Annotated in this window: 13 protein-coding genes; 9 read left to right on the top strand and 4 right to left on the bottom strand. The window is 62.0% G+C overall.

The window, feature by feature from the left end:
• Positions 1-7: 7 nt before the first annotated feature.
• Together K6118_RS01460 and K6118_RS01455 are read right to left on the bottom strand one after the other, a co-directional pair.
• The gene (locus K6118_RS01460; RefSeq protein WP_247118352.1) at positions 8-1,771 is read right to left on the bottom strand and encodes an N-acyl-D-amino-acid deacylase family protein; all 1,764 of its coding nucleotides are present in this window, start codon (positions 1,769-1,771) and stop codon (positions 8-10) included.
• Complete coding sequence (locus tag K6118_RS01455) at positions 1,761-2,714, bottom strand: bile acid:sodium symporter family protein (protein ID WP_247118351.1); 954 nt, start codon at positions 2,712-2,714, stop codon at positions 1,761-1,763. The genes K6118_RS01460 and K6118_RS01455 overlap by 11 nt, the downstream gene beginning before the upstream one ends.
• A gap of 111 nt (positions 2,715-2,825) precedes the next feature.
• On the opposite strand from K6118_RS01455, the gene K6118_RS01450 reads away from it, so the two are divergent.
• The 6 genes from K6118_RS01450 (at position 2,826) to fdhD (ending at position 11,083) form a co-directional block, all read left to right on the top strand.
• On the top strand, positions 2,826-3,833 hold the full coding sequence (locus K6118_RS01450) for an AraC family transcriptional regulator (protein WP_247118350.1): 1,008 nt from the start codon (positions 2,826-2,828) through the stop codon (positions 3,831-3,833).
• Positions 3,834-3,981: 148 nt separating this feature from the next.
• Positions 3,982-5,340 (top strand): amidohydrolase family protein, encoded by a 1,359-nt coding sequence (locus tag K6118_RS01445; protein ID WP_247118349.1) that lies wholly within the window; start codon positions 3,982-3,984, stop codon positions 5,338-5,340.
• Between the two features lie 103 nt (positions 5,341-5,443).
• Positions 5,444-5,923, top strand: a complete 480-nt coding sequence (locus K6118_RS01440; RefSeq protein ID WP_247118347.1) for an NAD(P)H-dependent oxidoreductase subunit E — start codon at positions 5,444-5,446, stop codon at positions 5,921-5,923.
• Positions 5,920-7,473, top strand: a complete 1,554-nt coding sequence (locus K6118_RS01435; RefSeq protein WP_247118346.1) for a formate dehydrogenase beta subunit — start codon at positions 5,920-5,922, stop codon at positions 7,471-7,473. The genes K6118_RS01440 and K6118_RS01435 overlap by 4 nt, the downstream gene beginning before the upstream one ends.
• Positions 7,470-10,316 carry a formate dehydrogenase subunit alpha gene (gene fdhF, locus K6118_RS01430; protein ID WP_247118345.1) on the top strand — a complete coding sequence of 949 codons (2,847 nt, stop codon included), beginning with the start codon at positions 7,470-7,472 and terminating at the stop codon, positions 10,314-10,316. Before K6118_RS01435 ends, fdhF begins: the two co-directional genes overlap by 4 nt.
• Positions 10,313-11,083: a formate dehydrogenase accessory sulfurtransferase FdhD gene (gene fdhD, locus K6118_RS01425; protein WP_247118344.1), complete on the top strand. Its 771-nt coding sequence runs from the start codon at positions 10,313-10,315 to the stop codon at positions 11,081-11,083. The genes fdhF and fdhD overlap by 4 nt, the downstream gene beginning before the upstream one ends.
• A 57-nt stretch (positions 11,084-11,140) precedes the next feature.
• On the opposite strand, the gene K6118_RS01420 is transcribed toward fdhD, so the two are convergent.
• Entirely contained in the window at positions 11,141-12,739 is a 1,599-nt protein-coding gene (locus tag K6118_RS01420) for a methyl-accepting chemotaxis protein (RefSeq protein WP_247118343.1), read from the bottom strand.
• Between the two features lie 225 nt (positions 12,740-12,964).
• On the opposite strand from K6118_RS01420, the gene K6118_RS01415 reads away from it, so the two are divergent.
• The 3 genes from K6118_RS01415 to K6118_RS01405 all read left to right on the top strand — a co-directional run bounded on the left by K6118_RS01415 (position 12,965) and on the right by K6118_RS01405 (position 17,644).
• Positions 12,965-13,555 (top strand): RNA polymerase sigma factor, encoded by a 591-nt coding sequence (locus K6118_RS01415; RefSeq protein WP_247118342.1) that lies wholly within the window; start codon positions 12,965-12,967, stop codon positions 13,553-13,555.
• Between the two features lie 10 nt (positions 13,556-13,565).
• Positions 13,566-14,726, top strand: coding sequence for a FecR family protein (locus K6118_RS01410; RefSeq protein ID WP_247118341.1), 1,161 nt, complete (start codon positions 13,566-13,568; stop codon positions 14,724-14,726).
• Between the two features lie 74 nt (positions 14,727-14,800).
• On the top strand, positions 14,801-17,644 hold the full coding sequence (locus K6118_RS01405; protein ID WP_247118340.1) for a TonB-dependent receptor: 2,844 nt from the start codon (positions 14,801-14,803) through the stop codon (positions 17,642-17,644).
• Between the two features lie 11 nt (positions 17,645-17,655).
• Here the strand turns inward: K6118_RS01405 and K6118_RS01400 are convergent, their stop codons facing one another.
• Positions 17,656-18,318 (bottom strand): MipA/OmpV family protein, encoded by a 663-nt coding sequence (locus K6118_RS01400; protein WP_281500549.1) that lies wholly within the window; start codon positions 18,316-18,318, stop codon positions 17,656-17,658.
• Positions 18,319-18,435: the final 117 nt, after the last annotated feature.

Raw genomic sequence — 18,435 nt, 5'->3', positions numbered from 1 at the left:
CAGCCTATCAGGCTGCCTGACCAAGCCGGACCAGACGGCCCGGGCGTTCCCCCGTGAGCGCGTCATTGATCACGACCGGCACACCGCCCACGATGGTGGCGAGATAGCCTTTCGCCGCTTGCAGCAGGCGCTGGCCGCCCGCGGGAAGGTCCTTGACCATATGCGGGGCAAACAGGCGCAGGTTCTTATGGTCGATCACATTGATGTTGGCCTTTTGGCCGACGGCAATGCGGCCGCGGTCATGGAAGCCGACGTAATCGGCGATGTCAGCCGACAGCATCTGCACCGCGCGGGCGAGCGGGATCTGGTCGCCCTGACGGTCCCGGGCCCAATGGGCCAGCAGGTAGGTCGGGAAGCTGGCATCACATACGGTGCCGACGTGCGCGCCACCGTCCGACAGGCCCATGATCGCCTGCGGGTGGTTCATCATGGTGTAGACGGCGTTGAAGTTGAGGTCGGTATAGTTATAGATCGGGAAATAGATGAATTCCTGACCGTCCTTCTCCAAGAGAATGTCGTAGATTTTCTCCAAGGGCTTCACGCCCTCGGCTTCCGCCATCTTGTAGATCGACTGGCCGACCGGCTGTTCATAGTCCGGGTTTTCACCGAGCTTGAACATCTTGCAGCTGATGAAGTCGATCTGGGCGAGGAGAATATCGGCCAGCGGCGGGATCGCGGTGCCGTCGCCCGCTACTTTGCCCGACTTTTCGCTGAGAATCTGCTTCTTGAATTCAGGGTCCTTCATGATCTTCACGCGCTCATCCAGCGGCAGATGGCTGATCTTCTGATAGCTCGGGAAGCCGATGAAGGGGTGGAAGGTGCACTGAAGCCCGTTGATGACGCCGATACCGCGCGGGGCGACCTGCATCCGCATGTTGATGCCTTTTTCCTTGGCGCCTTCAGCACGGGCGATGATGTCTTTCCACTGTTTGGGCGCGAAATCCCGCTGCATCAGCGACAGGGAGAAGGGGTGCCCGCCGGAGGCGCTGGCAAAATCTTCAAGCAGGTCGAATTCGCGGTCGAATGCCGTGGGGTCGCCGCGCTCAAGGTCAAAATCGTTGACCACCTGCAGCACGCCGTGATCGAGGCCTTTGAAGGCTTCGGCGATGCCCATCAGTTCGTCACGGCCCGCTTCCGAGGCCGGGGTCCATTCGCCGTCCGCGCTCCGGTGCACGTCCGAGCGGCCGGTCGAGAAGCCAACGGCGCCTGCTTCCAGGGCTTCGCGGGTCAGGTCACGCATTTTGGCGATGTCTTCGGCCGTGGCCGGTTCGCCGGAGACGGCGCGGTCACCCATCACATAAACCCGGATCGGATCATGCACCACTTGGGCGGCGAAATCGATCGTGTGCGGGAAGTCGATGGCGTTCAGATAGTCAGGGAAGCTTTCCCAGTTCCACTTCAGCCCTTCAGCGAGTGCTGCGCCGGGGATGTCCTCAACGCCTTCCATCAGGCGGACGAGCTTGGTGTGGTCTGTGGGCTTAGCGGGGGCGAAGCCGACGCCGCAGCTGCCCATCACCGCGGTGGTGACACCGTGGTTGACGCTCGGCTGCAGGTCCGGGTCCCAGGAAACCTGGCCGTCATAGTGGGTGTGGAGGTCAAGGAAACCGGGGGTGACGATGGCGCCATCAGCGTCAATCACACGGTCGGCGCTTTCGGTGATGGTGCCGATTTCGGCGATCACGCCGTCCTTAACCGCGACATCGGCGATATAGCCTTCGCCGCCGTTGCCGTCATAAACCATGCCGCCTTTGATGATCAGATCATAAGCCATTTTGTTCCTCCCGCGGGATAAGGATAGGGGTTGGTTGCATCCGGTCTTTCGCCCGAAAGACCGTCATCAGGGTGAAGCCGCCAAGCAAGTGCCACACACTCCATGTGGCGAGAATGAGGGCGGCGCTGCCCAGGCCTTTGAACTGGCTAAGCACGATCAAAAGGCCGAGGCCGGAATTCTGTATGCCGACTTCGAAGGTCAGCGCCCGGGCCTTCGCCCGGTTCTTGATGAGGAAGGCGCCTGTGAGCCAGCCGGTCAGGAAAGCGCTGGCGTTATGGAGCGCCACGATCGGCAGGATGGTGGTGCCGAAATCGACCAGCAGGCTGGTGTTGGTGCCGACGCCGACCGCGACAAGCGTGATGAGAAGCGCCACGGCTAGCGGCATGAAGACCTTGAGGAGCTTCTGGGCCAGCCTCGGCTTCAGGTGTGCGAGCGCGAACCCGGACAGGAGCGGCAGGAGGAGCGTGATGCTCGTCTGCATGATGAAGGACCCCCGGTCGATATCGATGGTTTTCACCAGCTCCCGCGTCGGCTCATAAAGCCCGGTCCAGAACAGGATCGCGAACGGCAGCACGGCGGCGGAAAACAGGCTCGAGCACGTCGTCAGCGCCACCGAAAAGGCCGTGTGGCCACGGCTGAGGCGCGTGTAGAGGTTCGAGACATTGCCGCCGGGGCAGCAGGCCACGATCATCATGCCGAGCGCAATGCCGGGTTCGGGGTTGATCAGATGGATAAGCAGAAGCGTCACCGCGGGCAGGGCGATGATCTGGGCGAAAAGCCCGATGACCATGCTGCGCGGATGCGTCTTCAAAAAGGCAAAATCCTCGGCCTTCAGGCCAAGCGCTACTGAAAACATCATGATGGCGAGCCCGATGCCGAGCGCGACTTGCGTGCCGGCGTTCAGGGTCACCACGGCGTCGTTGATGCCGATGGGTGTTGCCACGGTTTCTTCCTTCCCACTGTCATCACAAAATACTTGACCTTTCCGGTCTTGGAAATGACAGTCAGCGCCCTAAATTGATATTTCACGCCAAAATTATGCCGGAACGATCCGATGTCCGACCACGTGCTTGCCCGCTATCTTACCGCCCTCGTCGATACGCTCGCCGAGGACTATGGCCTTGATCGCGCTGCAGTTTACGAGGCGGCGGGGGTTGAGCCGCTGAGCGCTGGGGGCGGGCAGGACAGGGTGCCGGGCAGCGTGGCGGATGCCTTGTGGCGCGCGGCGGAAAGCCTGACGGGGGACGAGGCGCTCGGCCTCAAGGTCGGGACGCGTGTGCGCTACAGCTCCTACGCCACGCTCGGTCATCTGCTCACCACCTGTGACACGGTGGGTGAGTCGCTCAAGATGGCGTGCGGTTACGCCACCTATGTCGGCACCGGTGGTCTGTTCGACATGAAGGATGAGGGCGGGGACATGGTCCTCACCTACCGCCCGGTGCGACCCGAGTGGCCCGCAGGGCAGATCCGCTCGGAAGCGGTTCTGTTGCCGTTCGTCCGCTTCGCCAACTGGGCGGCGGAGGGCGTGCGCCCGGCGGAGATTTACCTGTGCCGCGAGCGTGCGGACAATCCGCAAGTGTTCGAGGAAGCCTTCCTCGCGCCGGTGCGGTTCGGCGCCGGGCATAACAGCATCCGCTGGCAGCCTGAGGCACTGGCACACCCGATGGCGGACGCCAACCGCGCGCTCAAGGACGTGCTGCGCGCCCATGTGCTCGCGGACTTGCCGACAGACACCGACACGGTCGCGCGGGTCAGCGGCTATCTCAGCACCCGGCTCAGCGAACCCTTGGGTCTCGGCGGCAGTGACGCCCTGCTGAAGGCCTGCGCGGGGGAGCTGGGGCTCTCCGTTCGGTCGCTCCAGCGGGAACTGGCGGGGTCAGGGCAGAGCTTCCGGTCGCTCTTGGCCGATGCGCGCAAGCTGAGCGCGCAGAAGCTTCTGAGGGAATCGGACGCAAGCGTTGCCGATATCGCCGAGCATCTGGGATACTCGGAGCCCGCCGCCTTCGTGCGCGCCTTCGGCCGCTGGTGCGGCACCTCGCCCGCGCGCTACCGCCGGGGGTAGGCCGCGTCTTGGCAGGCTGGGCTGGATCGATTATCAAACGGATGAAGCTCTTAAAGGTGGGGGACCGGAAATGGGTGCGGGACTGAAAAAGATAACAATGGCCGTAGCGGCGTTTCTGGCGCTCGTAGCCGCAGAAGGACAGCAGGATATGAGTGTTGCAGGCGACAGGCAGCCGGTGGATATGATCGTGGGTGGCCGTTATGTGGTCACCATGGATGCAGACAAGCATGTGATCGAGCATGGCGCCGTGGCGGTGAAGGACGGCGTGATCGTCGCCGTCGGGCCGGAAGCGGAGATCGACGCCGCCTATGACGCGCCCGAGCGGATTTCCGACGAGAACCGCATCCTGATGCCGGGGCTGATCAACGGCCACACCCATTCGGCGATGGTGCTGTTCCGCGGCATGGCGGACGACCTGCCGCTGATGACCTGGCTGCAGAAATATATCTTCCCGATGGAAGGCCGCTATGTCGACCCGGAGTTCATCCGCATCGGCTCCACGCTCGCCTGCTGGGAGATGATCCAGGGCGGCACCACCAGCTTCGTCGATATGTATTTCTACCCCGGCGTTATTGCCAAGGTGGTGGAGAAATGCGGCCTGCGCGCCGTCATCACCGCGCCGATGATCGATTACCCGAGCCCCGGCTTCAAAGGCTGGGATGACAGCTTCAAGGCCGGTGTCGCCTTCGTCAAGGAATGGCAGGGCAAGGATAGCCGCATCACCCCGGGCCTCGCGCCACACGCGCCCTATACGGTGTCGAAAGAGCATCTGGCCGAGGTCGCCAAGGTCGCGCACGAACTTCATGCCCCGGTCTCCATCCATATCGCTGAGGACAAGGCCGAGCTTGAGACGGTGGGCGACAAATATCATGAAACCTCGATCGAGGAGCTCGCCGATGTCGGCCTCCTGAACGAACAGGTCATCGCCGCCCATGTGGTGTGGCCGTCCGACAGCGACATGAAAAAGGTTGCGGGTACCCGCTTTGCCGCGATCCATAACCCGACCTCGAACATGAAGACCGGTGCCGGTTTCTCGCCCGTGCCCAAGCTTCTGAAAGCCGGGGTGACGGTAGGGCTGGCGACCGACGGCGCGGCGTCGAATAACGACCTCAACATGTGGGATGAAATCCACCTCGCGGCGCTTATCCATAAAGGTGTAGCGGAGGACCCGACCGTGATGCCTGCGGCCACTGCGCTCAACCTCGCCACCCGCATGGGCGCGAAGGCGGCGGGGCTTGAGGGTGTGACCGGCGCGCTGCAGGTTGGCCTGCGCGCTGACATGATCCAGGTCTCCACCGAAAGCCTGAGGATGCAGCCGCTTTATGACGTCATTTCCCAGCTTGTCTATGTGGCGAACCAGCAGGATGTGGTCACCACCATTGTGGACGGCAAAGTCCTGATGAAGGACCGCAAGGTGCTGACCATCGATGAGGCCAAGCTCCGTGCCGACGTCGCGGCAATTTCGGCGAAGATTAAGGCGGACCTCAAGAAAACCCGTACAGAATAAGCGCAGAGAAGGTTCTCGTTTAGTGGGAAATTCGCCATTGATTTGACGCCTGTCAAAGCGCAAGTTGGGCCCCTGAGCCATAAGGGAGAAAGACGAGGGGACCATGGCGGACGATGTAGCCCATACCATACCAGCACTCGACGCGATCATCGCGCCGTATGTGGATAAAACTGGCGGTTTGATGTGCGCCCTGAATGCGCTGCAGGCCGAGCTGGGCTATATTGATGCGGCCGCGACGGCCCGCCTTGCTGACGCTTTCAACCTCACAAAGGCTGAGGTGAAGGGCGTCATCAGCTTCTATGAAGATTTCACCACCCGCCCGCGCGGTAAGCACGTGATCCGCATCTGTCAGGCGGAGGCCTGCCAGTCGGTCGGGGCGCGCACGCTCACCCAACATGCCACCGAAAAGCTCGGTATCGGGCTGGGTGAGACCACGAAGGACGGCCGGGTCACGCTGGAGCCGGTCTATTGCCTCGGCCTGTGCGCCAACGGCCCGGCGGTGATGGCGGACGGCAAGGTGAAGGCGCAGGTCACCGAAGCTGCGTTCGACAAGCTCGCGGGTGTGGAAGGGGACGGTGCATGAGCAGGATTTACATTCCCCATGATACGGTCGCGGTGGCGCTGGGCGCTGACGATGTCGCCGATGCGGTCAGCCAGCTCTGCCCGGATGCTGAAGTCGTCCGCACCGGCAGCCGGGGCCTTTTCTGGCTTGAGCCCATGATTGAAGTCGACACGGCGGATGGCCGTAAGGCGTATGGGCCGGTCACGGTCGATGATGTCGCCTCGCTCGTCTCTGCGGGCTTCGCGGATGGCGGTGATCACCCGTTTGGCCTTGGCCCCACCGAAGACATCCCATTCCTGAAAAATCAGGAGCGGCTGACCTTCGCGCGCTGCGGTGTCGCCGACCCGCTGTCGCTTGCCGATTATGAAGCCCATGGCGGCCTGAAGGGCCTGCATAAAGCGCTTGAAATGACCGCCAAGGATATCAGCGAACAGGTGATGGCCTCGGGCCTCAGGGGCCGTGGTGGCGCCGCTTTCCCGGCGGGCATCAAATGGCGCACGGTCTTGGGTGCGGTCGCGGACCAGAAATATATCGTCTGCAACGCCGATGAGGGCGACAGCGGCACCTTCGCCGACCGGATGATCATGGAAGGCGACCCGTTCGCGCTCATCGAAGGCATGATCATCGCCGGGCTCGGCACGGGGGCGGCCAAAGGCTTCGTCTATCTGCGCTCCGAATATCCGGTCGCGAAGCGCGTGTTCGCTGAAGCGCTCGCACATGCTTATGATGCCGGGCTTCTGGGCGATAACGTCCTCAAATCCGGCAAGCCATTTGACCTTGAGCTGTTCATGGGCGCGGGCGCTTATATCTGCGGCGAGGAAACCTCACTGCTGGAAAGCCTCGAGGGCAAGCGTGGTGAAGTGCGTGCCAAGCCGCCGCTCCCGGCGCTTGAGGGCCTGAACGGCAAGCCGACGCTGGTCCATAACGTCATCAGCCTGTGCGCGGTGCCAACCATCCTCGCTGAAGGCGCGGACTATTATAAGGACTTCGGCATGGGCCGCTCGACCGGGACGATGCCGTTCCAGCTTGCGGGCAATGTCCTGCGCGGCGGATTGGTGGAAAAAGCCTTCGGCGTCACGCTCCGTGAACTGGTGAATGAATTTGGTGGCGGCACGCGCTCCGGCCTGCCGGTCAAGGCCGCGCAAGTGGGTGGGCCGTTGGGCGCCTATCTGCCGCCGGACCTGTTCGACACGCCGATGGACTATGAAAGCTTCGCGGAAATTGGCGCAGGTGTGGGTCATGGTGGTATAGTGGTATTTGACGAAACCGCGGACATGGCGGCCCAGGCCAAATATGCCTTCGACTTCTGCGCGGCGGAAAGCTGCGGCAAATGCACCCCGTGCCGGATCGGCGCGGTGCGGGGCTCGGAAGTTATGGCGAAGGTCATGAAGGGTGAGGACAGGGAGACGAATATCGACCTGATCACCGACCTTCTGGAAGTGATGGAAGATGGTTCGCTGTGCGCAATGGGCGGCATGACGCCGGTGCCCGTGAAAAGCGTGCTCCGCCATTTCGCTGATGAGGTGATGACGCCGCAAGCGGTGTCGTCAGGAAAGGGAGCGGCATCATGACGTTGCTCAAGGAAAAAGATTTCGGGACCCCCAAGGTCAAGTCGGACGAGAGTGTCACGCTTGAGGTGGACGGCCAGACCATCAGCGTGCCCAAGGGCACCAGCGTGATGCGTGCGGCCGAAGAAGCCGGGATATCCATCCCCAAACTGTGCGCGACCGACATGATCAAGGCCTACGGCTCCTGCCGTCTGTGCCTTGTCGAGGTCGAAGGCCGCAAGGGCACGCCGTCCAGCTGCACGCTGCCCGCGGAAGAGGGCATGGTGGTCAAAACCCAGACCGAGCGGCTCGCGCGGCTGAGGCGCGGGGTGATGGAGCTTTATATCTCCGACCACCCGCTTGATTGCCTCACTTGCCCCGCGAACGGCGATTGTGAATTGCAGGATATGGCCGGCGCCGTCGGCCTCCGCGATGTTCGTTACGGCTATACCGGTGAAAACCACACCGATGAGGCCAGCGATGAAAGCAACCCATACTTTACCTATGATCCCAGTAAATGCATCGTCTGCTCCCGCTGCGTGCGCGCGTGCGACGAAGTGCAGGGCACGCTGGCGCTGACTATCGAGGGCCGGGGCTTCGAAAGCCGGGTCGCCACCGGCACGGAAGATTTTTTCACCAGCGAATGCGTCTCCTGTGGCGCCTGCGTGCAGGCCTGCCCGACCTCGACCCTGATGGAAAACAGCGTCATCGACCACGGCGTGCCGGACCGCACGGTGCTGACCACCTGCGCCTATTGCGGTGTCGGCTGCGGCTTCAAGGCGGAACTGAAGGGCGACCAAGTCATCCGCATGGTGCCGGAGAAGGCAGGCAAGGCCAACCACGGCCATAGCTGCGTCAAAGGCCGTTTCGCCTGGGGGTACGCCACCCACAAGGACCGCATCACCAAACCGATGATCCGCGAAAATATCACCGACCCATGGCGCGAAGTCAGCTGGGATGAGGCGATCGGTTTTGCGGCGGAGCGCCTGCGGCTTGTCCGCGCGAAATACGGCCGCACATCCATCGGCGGCATCACCTCTTCACGCTGTACCAACGAGGAAGTCTGGCTGGTGCAGAAACTGGTCCGCGCCGCGTTCGGCAACAATAATGTTGATACCTGCGCGCGCGTCTGCCATTCGCCGACCGGCTACGGCCTCAACCAGACCTTCGGCACGTCGGCTGGCACGCAGGATTTCGATTCCGTCGAAGCCGCGGATGTCATCATGGTTATCGGCTCCAACCCGACCGATGCCCACCCGGTGTTCGCGAGCCAGATGAAACGCCGCCTGCGCGCGGGCGCCAAGCTCATCGTGGTTGACCCGCGGGAGATCGGCCTGGTCAAAAGCCCGCACATCAAGGCTGAGCATCATCTGCAGCTTACGCCTGGCACCAACGTGGCGGTCGTCAACGCGCTTGCCCATGTGGTGCTCACTGAAGGCCTCGCGGACGAGGAATTTGTGCGCACGCGCTGTGAAACGGATTCCTATGAGGACTGGAAAGCCGCGATCCTCGACCCGGTCAACAGCCCGGAAGAGGTGGCGAAAATCTCCGGCGTACCGGCCGAGGAAATCCGCGCGGCCGCCCGGCTTTATGCCAAGGCGGGCAATGGCGCCATCTATTACGGGCTTGGGGTTACCGAACACAGCCAGGGCTCGACCATGGTGATGGGCATGGCTAACCTTGCGATGGCGACCGGCAACATCGGCCGCGAAGGCGTGGGCGTGAACCCGATGCGCGGCCAGAACAACGTGCAGGGCTCGTGCGATATGGGCTCCTTCCCGCATGAATTTGCGGGCTACCGGCCGGTGAGCGACGACACGGTGCGCGCGAGCTTTGAAAGCAAGTGGGGCGTGTCCCTTGATGCCGTGCCCGGCTACCGCATCCCCAAGATGTTCGATGAAGCCGTCGCGGGCACCTACAAGGGCATCTATGTCCAGGGCGAGGATGTCGCCCAGTCGGACCCGAACACGGCGCACGTGGAAGCGGCGCTCCGGAACATGGAATGCGTGATCGTGCAGGACCTGTTCCTCAATGAGACCGCGCGCTTTGCCCATGTCTTCCTGCCCGGCACCAGCTTCCTTGAGAAAGACGGCACCTTCATCAATGCCGAGCGCCGCATCGGCCGGGTCCGTCCGGTGATGAAACCGCTCACCGGGATGGAGGAATGGCAGGTGACGGCAGCGCTCGCCACCGAGCTCGATTACCCGATGGAATACGGCAGTGCCGCCGAGATCATGGATGAAATTGCGGAGTTGACCCCCACCTTCGCCGGCGTCAGCTTTGAGAAGCTCGACCGTGAAGGCAGCATGCAGTGGCCGGTGAATGATAAATCGCCCACGGGCACGCCGGTCATGCATGTCGGCGAATTCGTGCGGGGCCGTGGGCACTTCGTCGTTACCGAATATGTGCCGACCGAAGAGAAAACCAACCGCAAGTTCCCGCTGATCCTGACCACCGGCCGTATCCTCAGCCAGTATAATGTCGGCGCGCAAACCAGGCGGACCGAGAATAACCGCTGGATGGAGGAAGACCTGCTGGAAATCCACGCCTCCGACGCCGACATGCGCGGCATCCATGACGGCGACTGGGTTTCGGTGCGCTCGCGCAAGGGGGAAACCACGCTGCGGGCCAAAATCTCGGCGCGGATGGCGCCCGGCGTCGTCTATACCACCTTCCACCATCCGGAAAGCGGCACCAACGTCATCACCACCGAGCTGTCGGATTGGGCGACGAGCTGCCCGGAATATAAGGTGACAGCGGTTGAAGTCGCGCCCGCGAACCACCGCTCGGCCTGGCAGCGCCAGTATGCGGAGGACAGCCCGAACCTCAGGCGCATGGAAAAGCCGCGGAGCAGTGCCGCTGAATGAAAAAGCATTGGCAAGCCGATGTGGTGATGGAAGGCGCTGAGGACGGTGAGCCGGTCAGCTGGCATCTGCCGGAGGAAGCGCCGGTCGCGCTCATCTATAACGGCGTCACCTATGCGGTGATGCTGGCAAGCCCCGCGGACCTTACGGATTTCGCGGTCGGCTTTTCCCTCAGTGAGCGCGTGGTGGATGCGGTGGCGGATATCGCCGCGATCGATATCCGCGAACGCGAACAGGGCATCGATATCCACATGACCATCAGCGCGCGGGCCGCCGAGCGGCTCAGCGTGCGCGAACACCGCAACATCACCGGGCGCACCGGCTGTGGCCTGTGCGGGATCGACAGCGCCGAGCGCTTGTTCCAACCGCTGCCGAAAGTCTCCGAAACGCCGATGAGGATCGAGCGAAGCGTGGTCGCGGTGGCGGCGGGGGCCTTGGAGGCCAAACAGCCGATGCGGGAGCTCAACCGTTCGGTCCACGGCGCCGCCTGGGCCGGGATGGACGGCGCGATCCACCTGGTGCGCGAGGATGTCGGCCGCCATAACGCCATCGACAAGCTTTTGGGCGCCCGGGCACGGGCCGGGGAAACGGGCGAAGGCTTCGTGCTGATGACCAGCCGGGCCTCCTACGAGATCGTCGAGAAAGCGGTGTTCCGCGGCGTGAAAGCGCTGGTGACCCTGTCGGCACCGACCGCTTTCGCCGTGCGCCGCGCGCGCGAGGCCGGGCTCATGCTCGCCAACTATAACGGCGGTCACCTGACCATTTTCTAAAGAAAAAGGCGGGTCAGCCTCAGCTGCCCGCCTTCTCCAATTTTTATGATTTTACTTTTATTTCAGAAGGTTGCGGACCTCGTCATGCATGGTGGTCGCGACCGATGTCAGCCTGTCGGACGAAATTTGGACCGCCCGTGCGCTTTCCGCCGCCCGTTCGGAGGCCTTGCGCATTTCCTCCATGCTGGCGGAAACGTCACGGGTGCGCTGCGCCGCCTGATCGACGCTGCGGGAGATCTCCTGCGTGGCCTCACCCTGCTGGGAGGTTGAGCCGTCAATCTCCGTGGCGATGGTGTTGACCTCGTTGATGATGCTGCCGATTTCGCTAAGCGAGGTGACCATCCGCTCCGTACGGTCCTGGATTGACGCCACCTGCCGGGCGATATCGTCTGTCGCCTTGGCGGTCTGGTTTGCGAGACTTTTGACCTCGCTTGCGACCACCGCGAAGCCCTTGCCGGCTTCGCCCGCGCGCGCCGCCTCAATGGTGGCGTTGAGCGCGAGAAGGTTTGTCTGATCGGCGATATCGTTGATCAGCTGCACGACCTGCGAAATCTGGTTCGAGGCCTCGGTCAGTTCCACGCCGACCTTGTTGGCGAGTTCCGTGCGTTCAGTGGCCTTGGCGGAAATCGCACTTGCGTGGGCTACCTGCTGGGCGATCTGGACGATCGAGCTTGAGAGCTCCTCGGTCGCCGACGCCACAGCCTGCACATGGTCGGTGGCGGTGGTGGAATCCTCGGCGACCTTGGCGGCGATGCCGATATTCTGTTCGGCTACGGTTGCCATCATTGTGGCCTGCTCGGCGAGCGAGCGGGTCTCCCCGGTTACCTCCATGGCGGACTGGGAGACCATATTTTCCACATGGACCTGGTTGGTGACGACATCCCAGGTGGCAAGCGCACCGAGATAGCTGCCGTCATCCGCCATGATCGCGGTAATATCCAGCCGCAGCGATTCCGGGCCAAGCTTGATTTTGGCCTGATAGGGCAGGTTGGCCGGGTCCCTGAGGATGCGGCGCTGGTGCTCGGGGTGCTTGTGGAACACATCGATGCACTGGCCCATGATATTGTCGACATCGACCGGCAGGTATTGCTGAAGGCGTTTGAGCGTCGCGCGGCTGGCGTCGTTCATATAGGTGATTTCAAGCGTTTCCGGGTCGCACATCATGGCGTTGATTGACATTTTGTCGACCATTTGCTTGAGGCTGGCGCTTTGGTTGCGGAATTTTTCACGTTCGGTGACGCGGGTCCAGCACAGGAGCGCCCTGCGGTAGGCGCCATGCTCATCCACAACCGCATTGACATTCAGTTCCAGAAATTCCGGGCCGAGCTGGATAACGGCGGTATGCGGCAGGTTGGTTGGGTCCGCAATCATGCGGCGCTGATGCGTGGGCTTTTTGTGGAAGATGTCGATGGTCTGGCCGACGATCTCATCTGCCTTGATCGGCAGATATTGTTCAAGGTCACGTAGTGTCCGCTTACTGGCGGCGTTTGCGTAGGAGATGATGCCGGTGATCGGCTCACACAGGATGATATTGACCGGCATCGTTTCAAGAAGGAGTTTCTCAAGATTATGCTGGTCGGTGGTCTCTCGGTCTTGTTTGGATATGGCAGCCTGAACGGCCCCATCGGCGCCGTTGCCACGGAAAAATTTTAGCATGGGATATTCCCCTCAATTTTCTACCGACCCCCCGTCGGAAACTTCGTCGGGTGCGTGCAATATTAAACTTAAACGCACATCCAGAAGTTAAGTTACTACTATAGTGCGTACTATTTAAAAATACGTTAGCGATTTCCTGTCAGATCACTCATGACGTGCAAAAAATTTCGAATAGGATTCCCAAATCGGTTAAGATCGTCGTCTTAATTCATAAGGGAGACTGGGATGACCGCTGACAAGCAGCGCGAAAAGGGAAGGGTAGAGACCGATGTCGCAGATGCGGCAGCGGCAAAACCCCTCACGCGCGCCGACGTCCGCGATCTGTTCCAGAGCCATAATGACGAACTGGTCCGGTATCTGACCAGCCGTCTGAACTCCCGGGAAGAGGCGGTCGAGGTCGCCCAGGAAGCCTATGTGCGCCTGCTCAGGCTGGATGACACAAGCACCATCGGGTTCCTGCGTGCCTTTCTCTTCAAGACGGCCACCAATATTGCCATCGACCGTGTGCGCCAACGCACCCGGGCGCAGGCATGGCTGGATGAAGAAGCCCCGTCCCAAGTCGACGACGTTTTCGGTTTCACGCCGGAACGTGAGGTCGCAGGTCGCCAGGTTATTGCCCAGGTGGTCAAGTGTCTCGAGGCGCTGCCGGAGAAATGCCGCTACGCCTTTGTCGAATATAAATTTAAAAACCGCGCCTATGAGGATATCGCCGCCGACATGGGTTTGACCTCAAGCATGGTGCGGAAATATGTCCTGAAAGCCCTTGTCCACTGCGCCGACGTGCTGGGGGATGAGCTGGATGTTTGGGGCGCATAAGAGAAAGACGATGGCCGAGACGGATAACAACAAGATAGACCCGGGCGTGCTCAATCAGGCGGCAGATTATTATCTGAGCCTGGAGGATGGCAGCATGACGGCGGCTGAGCTCAAGGCTTGGCAGACCTGGCTTCAGGGCTCGGACAATCACCGCCGCGCTTTCCGCCGTATGGAAACCCTGTGGGGCGTGCTGGCCGCTGTTCCGGCGAAGGCGCTCGATACGGCTGCTCCCGCCCCCGAAGCTGCCGCTCCCGTGGCTGAAAAGTCTTCAGGGGGGTCCGTTCTCAGCCTTATTGCGCCCAAGGGCAAGCGCGCGCAAGCTGAGGAACGTGAGCGCCGCACCGTAGGGTGGATGATGGGTATGGCGGCGTCTGTCGCGGCCGTCTTCCTCGCGGGCTATCTGTTCCTGGCCTCGACCAATCACACCACAGATCCGGCCCCCGTCAGCTACGCGACCGTGGGCCAGGAACAGCGGGTGGTTAAACTGGCGGACGGCTCGATCGTCGAATTGGGTCCCAGAAGCAGCGTTTCCGTTTTCTATACCGCCGCCGAACGTCACCTGACGCTTCAGAAAGGGCAGGCTGTCTTCACCGTCGCCAAGAACCCGCGCCGGCCGTTTGTCGTGCAGGCGGGGGGCGGCAGCGTCACCGCCATCGGGACGGTTTTCAATGTCCGCAAGCTCAGCAAGGATGTTGAGGTCCGGGTACTTGAAGGCACGGTGGCGATCCGTCCGGTCGACACCCCGGACGAGAAACATGATTTCCCGGCTCAGGCATCGTCCAAGGTGGCACTGGTGACCGCAGGCAATGTTACCGGCTATACGCCCGAAGGCACCATGCGCCCGGTCGTGAAGGCTGATGTCCACAGGGATCTGGCCTGGCGTGTCGGTGTGTTGACCATGGTGGACTGGCGCCTCGGCGACGTGATCCATGAGCTGAACCGCTACCTTGAACACGAAATCACCATCGGTGACCAGAAGGTCAAGGATTTCCGTTTCACCGGCACCGTGTATCCGGATCAGGTTCAGGCCTGGCTTGACGGTTTGCAAGAAGGCTATCCGATAAAGGTTGTGCATTTGGGCACAAGCCGGATATTAATGATGGCTGACAAGAAAGCCGGAAAAACTGGTGCGCGGCAGGGGGACGCCCGCACCGGGACTGAAAAAAAATAACATCCGGCTATTGATGAACGGATGAACCTCGGGGGGACGGCCGCAAAGGCCGGACTGGAGGTGGGAGGAAACGGATGGTGCTGTGGGCATCCGCTGGTAAGTGGCGGAGGGCGGTCCCCTTGTGGGCTGCCCTGTCTGTGCTTGGGCCGGTTTTGCTTCCCACCGTGCCCGCCTTCGCCGCTGAAAGCCGTCTCATTCATTTCCATATTCGCCCGCAGCCCCTTAGGGACGCGCTGCTGGCCTTTTCCGAACAGGCTGGCGTGCAGTTGATCGTGGCGCCGGGGACCCCCAAGCTGCGGGTGCGGCGTGGTGTGCGGGGTGATATGGACGCCCATGAAGCGCTGGCGACCCTGATTGAAGGCACCGGGCTGGAGTTCCGTTTCACCGGCCCGATTACCGTTGTCGTCCGTTCCGCGGCACTTGCCGAAGATGCAGGAGGCAAAGAAGCCCAGCAAACAGCCAGCGCCGAAACCGCAGCCAGGAAAGAGAAGTCCGAGCCCTCATCCCACGTCATTTGGCGGGACCCGACCCTGATCGAAGAGGTCGTCACCGTCGGCACCCGGACGCAGGGACGGACGCCGGTCGATACCGCCGTGCCTGTCGATGTGTTCGGCGCCGAAGCGCTGCACCAGAACGGCTATGTGGAAACCGGGCGGCTTCTCGAAGCCTTGGCCCCCAGCTTCAACTTCACCGAAACCACCATTTCGGACGGCACCGATATTGTCCGCCCGGCAACGCTCCGCGGCCTTGGGCCGGATCAGGTGCTGATTCTGGTCAACGGCAAGCGCCGCCACAGCCAGGCGTGGGTCAATGTCCAGAACACGGTGGGCAAGGGCTCGGTCGGGACCGACCTGGGCACCATTCCGGTCTCGGCGATCAAGCGCGTGGAAATCCTGCGGGACGGTGCCGCCGCGCAATATGGCTCGGACGCGATCGCCGGGGTCGTCAACCTGATCCTGAATGACAGTGCCGACGGCATGACTGCCACGGCAAGCTGGGGCCAGACCTACAAAGGCGACGGAGACAGCCGGTACCTGTCGGCCAACGTCGGCCTGCCGCTTGGCAAGGATGTCGGCTATCTGAACCTGACGACCGAATATCGGGCGCAGGGTGCTACCAACCGGGCCGGCCCCAGTTCGCTGACCGGCGATGTCATCATGAAGATCGGCGATACCGATATCGATGCCTTCTCCATGGTCTGGAACGGCGGGATTCACGCAGGCGGCAGTGGCGAGCTATATTTCTTCGGCAGCTACGCGGACCGCAAGGGCCTGTCAGGTGGCTTTTTCCGTCATCCTTTCCAGGCGACCCGCTCGGTCCCACAACTGTATCCGGATGGTTTCCTGCCGCTTCAAACCACCAATGTGCGGGATTTCTCCCAGGCGGTGGGCTTCAAGCTCAACACGGACAGCGGCTGGGATTATGATCTCAGCGCCAATTTCGGCAGCTCAAGCTTTGCGTTCGGGGCCCGGAACACCGTCAACGTCTCGCTGGCGTCGGCGGCTTATTATACCGGCGGTGATCCGACGACGGCGAGCCCGACCGAAGGCTATTCCGGCACCTTGCGGTTTGAACAGTTCACGGCCAACTTTGACGCGGGCGGGGATATCAACCTGGGCGCCTGGCCGGGCCATTTTGCCTACGGCCTGGAACTGAGGGATGAAACCTACCGGATTCAAGCCGGTGACACGGCGTCCTACGCCTGCGGCTATGTCAACGGCCAGCTTGCACCGACCATCCTGGACCCGGCCCAAACGGCGATCTGCGGCTTCCAGGGCTTCCCGGGCTATAGCCCCGAGGTGGCCGGCGACAAGAGCCGGACGAGCTATGCCGCTTATGCCGACATGGAACTGGAACCTTCCGAAGGTACGCTGCTGGGTTTCGCCAGCCGGTTTGAAAATTACCCGGGGACGGGCTCAAAGCTGACCGGCAAGCTGTCCCTGAGGTTGCCGATTACCGGGCGGTTGGCGTTCCGGGCGGCGGCGTCCACCGGGTTCCGGGCGCCTGCGCTGGCGCAGCGGGCTTTCAGTTCGGTCATCACCAACACTGGCCCTTCCGGGCTTACGCAGACGCTGATCGCGCCTGAAGGCCATGCCTTTGCGCGTGCCTACGGGGTCAACAGCCTGCGCCATGAAACCAGCCGCAACCTGTCGCTCGGCTTCGTCTGGAGCGTGGGCGACAATTTCACCGCCACGCTCGATGCCTACCGCATTCTGATCCATGACCGGATCGTGCTTGGCCCCACCTTGCCGGTGCCGGGTGGGATTTCCCTCGGCGGGATCGAGGCCGGGTCTTTCTTCTCGAACGCGGTGGACACGCGCACGACCGGTGCCGATTTCGTCGCCAATTACCGCACGCTGGCGCTGGCCGGCGCCCTGTCGCTCAATGCCTCCTTCAGCTGGAACAAGACGGAAATTACCGGCATCAACGCGCCGCGCGGGGTGACGGCGGATGTCTTTTTCCCGACGGCGGAGCGCGTGAATGTGGAACATGGCCAGCCGCGCTTCCGCGCCACGCTGAGCGCCGACTATAGCAAGGGCCGCTGGGGCAGCGTGGTGCGGCTGAATTTCTATGGCGATAGTGAATCGGCCTTCTATACCGCTTACGGCAATAACATTCCGGCCGACTATGCCTACAGCACGCTGGGGCTTGACCGGAACAAGACCATCCATTCCGGCACAGCGCTTATCGCCGACGCCGAAATCTCCTATGCCGTTTCCGACAGGGTTTCCTTTGCGGTTGGCGCCAACAATCTGTTCAATACCTACCCGCGCAAGCTGCCGGACCATGCGCTCGCCCGCTGGATTTCGGAAGGCCGCAAGCCCGGTGCTTTCGGCAATTTCATCTATCCGTGGGTGTCCATGCCCTGGGGGATCGACGGCGGCTATTATTATGCCCGCATGACCGTCAGCTTCTGACCCTTCTGGCTCTAGAACCTATAGCTGAGCCCCAACCCGGCCTTAAGGTCGAGGCGGTGGACAATGCCTGGGTTGTCCATGACGGAATGGTCCAGATAGCGGGCTTTGAAAAGACCGGTCAGGCTCCAGCGCTTGTCGAACTGGTATATGCTCAGCAAAGATGCGCCGTAATTCAGGACTGAGGTATCCAGCTTATAAACGGGCAAAGCCCCGCCGTAGCCGTCCTCTAGGGCGCTTTGATGCTGGCTGGCGGTCGTCCCCCACAAATGGTTGGCAAGTGCGCGGCTTTGCCACTCGGCTTCCAGCGCCGGGATAAAGGTAAAGTCTCCGGTCCGGAATCGTTTGCTGAGCTTGACGCCGACTTCCTCGCCGCCATGAACCCCGCTGACATCCTGCCGGAACGTCACGCTCAGGCTTGCCGGTTTCAGGCGGTAGCTGAGCCTGAGACCGGCATCGAGCGAGGCTTTCTTCCTTTCGGCGCCGGGTTGCAGACGAAGGGCAGCGATAAGATCGAGCGTAAGGCGCGGCCTTGTTGACGCATCTTCCCATGGGAACAGCCGGTATCCGGCCTGCAGGCCCTCCAGGAACACGTGTTTGCTGCGATAGCTGAGGGCGGGCAGGACGCGCATGTAAGTGCCGTCCCCGGCAAAGGGGGATCGGCTTGCCAGGGTCATCACGCCTAACCGCCAGCCGCTATCCTGCCCTGCGCCGGGCGGTGGCCCGCCTATACCGTCCAACTGATTGCTTGCGGCGGCAGGGGACAGGGGGCACCCGAAGGCAATCAGGCCTAA

The sequence above is a fragment of the Kordiimonas marina genome, from assembly GCF_023006325.1.
Classification (GTDB): Bacteria; Pseudomonadota; Alphaproteobacteria; order Sphingomonadales; family Kordiimonadaceae; genus Kordiimonas; species Kordiimonas marina.
Note: the sequence above shows the minus strand (reverse complement) of the source record. Positions and strands in the feature narration are given on the sequence as shown.

Bases quoted from the DNA above. Each gene is read 5' to 3' on its own strand.
- K6118_RS01460 (WP_247118352.1), bottom strand. From the start codon at position 1,771: ATGGCTTATGATCTGATCATCAAAGGCGGCATGGTTTATGACGGCAAC.
- K6118_RS01450 (WP_247118350.1), top strand. From the start codon at position 2,826: ATGTCCGACCACGTGCTTGCCCGCTATCTTACCGCCCTCGTCGATACG.
- K6118_RS01445 (WP_247118349.1), top strand. From the start codon at position 3,982: ATGAGTGTTGCAGGCGACAGGCAGCCGGTGGATATGATCGTGGGTGGC.
- K6118_RS01440 (WP_247118347.1), top strand. From the start codon at position 5,444: ATGGCGGACGATGTAGCCCATACCATACCAGCACTCGACGCGATCATC.
- K6118_RS01435 (WP_247118346.1), top strand. From the start codon at position 5,920: ATGAGCAGGATTTACATTCCCCATGATACGGTCGCGGTGGCGCTGGGC.
- fdhF (WP_247118345.1), top strand. From the start codon at position 7,470: ATGACGTTGCTCAAGGAAAAAGATTTCGGGACCCCCAAGGTCAAGTCG.
- fdhD (WP_247118344.1), top strand. From the start codon at position 10,313: ATGAAAAAGCATTGGCAAGCCGATGTGGTGATGGAAGGCGCTGAGGAC.
- K6118_RS01420 (WP_247118343.1), bottom strand. From the start codon at position 12,739: ATGCTAAAATTTTTCCGTGGCAACGGCGCCGATGGGGCCGTTCAGGCT.
- K6118_RS01415 (WP_247118342.1), top strand. From the start codon at position 12,965: ATGACCGCTGACAAGCAGCGCGAAAAGGGAAGGGTAGAGACCGATGTC.
- K6118_RS01410 (WP_247118341.1), top strand. From the start codon at position 13,566: ATGGCCGAGACGGATAACAACAAGATAGACCCGGGCGTGCTCAATCAG.
- K6118_RS01405 (WP_247118340.1), top strand. From the start codon at position 14,801: ATGGTGCTGTGGGCATCCGCTGGTAAGTGGCGGAGGGCGGTCCCCTTG.
- K6118_RS01400 (WP_281500549.1), bottom strand. From the start codon at position 18,318: ATGACCCTGGCAAGCCGATCCCCCTTTGCCGGGGACGGCACTTACATG.